1 protein-coding gene and 1 pseudogene are annotated in these 1,549 nt (G+C 55.5%); one reads left to right on the top strand and one right to left on the bottom strand.

Going from position 1 to position 1,549, the window contains the following annotated elements; all coding sequences use genetic code 11:
• Nucleotides 1-170: 170 nt before the first annotated feature.
• Nucleotides 171-788 (bottom strand): MarR family winged helix-turn-helix transcriptional regulator, encoded by a 618-nt coding sequence (locus L2A60_RS20365; protein ID WP_235706286.1) that lies wholly within the window; start codon nucleotides 786-788, stop codon nucleotides 171-173.
• Nucleotides 789-964: 176 nt separating this feature from the next.
• Between L2A60_RS20365 and L2A60_RS20370 the strand changes: the two are divergent.
• A pseudogene (locus tag L2A60_RS20370) lies at nucleotides 965-1,429 on the top strand (IS481 family transposase); the annotation flags it as partial.
• Nucleotides 1,430-1,549 lie beyond the last annotated feature (120 nt).

Below are 1,549 nucleotides of genomic sequence, written 5' to 3' on the forward strand. Positions count from 1 at the left end.
GAATTCGGCCTCGCTCAGCCCCTTCTGCAACTGCACCGCATTGCGCGCCATCGAAACCCTCCGCTCACGCCTGAATGTTCCTGTTTTGTACATCAAGAAAAACGGCTGATCAACATGGGTAAGAAAGAAGCCCTTTCTGGGCATGGTGGTGGTGGCGACAGCCAGTGGCCTCACTTCGAGAGGTACGCCAGAAGTTCAAGCGCTTTGTCGCCACATGGGACGAGACGGGTCATCATGGAAGAGAGTTCGAGGAACTCGCTCGCGCTCAGGCATTCGAAAAGCGCATCATTCACCGTGCTAAGGATAGATGAAAGGCCGTCGAGATGTTCTCGGCCCTTGTTCGTTATAGTCAGCAATACACGACGACGATCGGTGACGTTGACACGCTTGCGCACGAACCTGCTCTTCACTAGCTTCGACACCTCGATTGTTACGAAAGCGCCCGAAAGATGTAGATGATCGGCAACTCGGCTCACACCTACGCCCACGCCGAGACCGTCTTCATGCTCGAGGTGTGCTATCGTAATCAGGATAGTGTAAGCAACCCCAGAGATGCCCAGTAGTTCGCCGAACCGGGTCCGACACTGCTGTACCCGAGCGCTGAATGCCAGAAAGTCGTGAATGAAAGACCGGAAGCGCGTATCGTCGCCGGTCGGCATGAGCTCTGGTTTCGAGACAGATGGTAGTGGCAAGTGGGCCTCATGATGCATGTTGCATATATCAGATGCGTGTTGGAGCGGTGTTTCAATGGGCGGAACGCGGAACCACTGTGGCAGCGCGTTGGTCATGACCCATACTCCAGTCCATGTCCTACGGCCAAGTTGGTCGCTTGCGGGCCTTCTCGTGCCACAGGTGTTCTCTGGACCGAGAACCAATTGGGAGGAATAGGTAGTCGTCCGTGAATTAGGTGTTTGATCCCGGACTTTAATGGTGCGATATTTTCCAATAAATGGAAGGAGGCACTATGGTCCAGGTTCTTCATGGTCGCGCCACGACGACAGCGGCGATCCGTCGAGCGATACAGCATAGTCAAGAGAGCCTGAGGGTTCTGGCGGCACGCTACGGGATCAACCAGAAGACCGTCGCCAAGTGGAAGAAGCGCAACTCGGTTGCCGACCTGCCCACAGGCCCAACAAACCCAAAATCCACCTCCCTTTCGGTGGAAGACGAAGCGATCGTCATTGCCTTTCGCCGGCATACCCTGCTGCCACTGGACGATTGCCTTTATGCGCTGCAGGCCACCATTCCACACCTCACCCGCTCTTCATTGCACCGCTGCTTGCAGCGCCACGGCATTTCCCGGTTGCCCGACGTCGAAGGCGACAAACCAGCGAAGAAAAAATTCAAATCCTACCCTATCGGCTACTTCCACATCGACATCGCCGAAGTGCAAACGACCGAAGGAAAGCTCTACCTCTTCGTTGCCCTACGGCATTCACACATTTTGCTTGCCCTGAGGGGCGCGCTCTGATTCTCCATGATCTGTGTATTGATGGGGAACGAGATGGCGGTTCGGGGCGGAGCTTTGGGTCATTTTGGTGATGCGCGG

Source organism: Acidiphilium iwatense, from assembly GCF_021556475.1.
Lineage (GTDB): Bacteria > Pseudomonadota > Alphaproteobacteria > Acetobacterales > Acetobacteraceae > Acidiphilium > Acidiphilium iwatense.

What these genes read in the sequence shown, in the direction of transcription:
- L2A60_RS20365 (WP_235706286.1), bottom strand. Translation starts at nt 788, where the DNA reads ATGACCAACGCGCTGCCACAGTGGTTCCGCGTTCCGCCCATTGAAACA.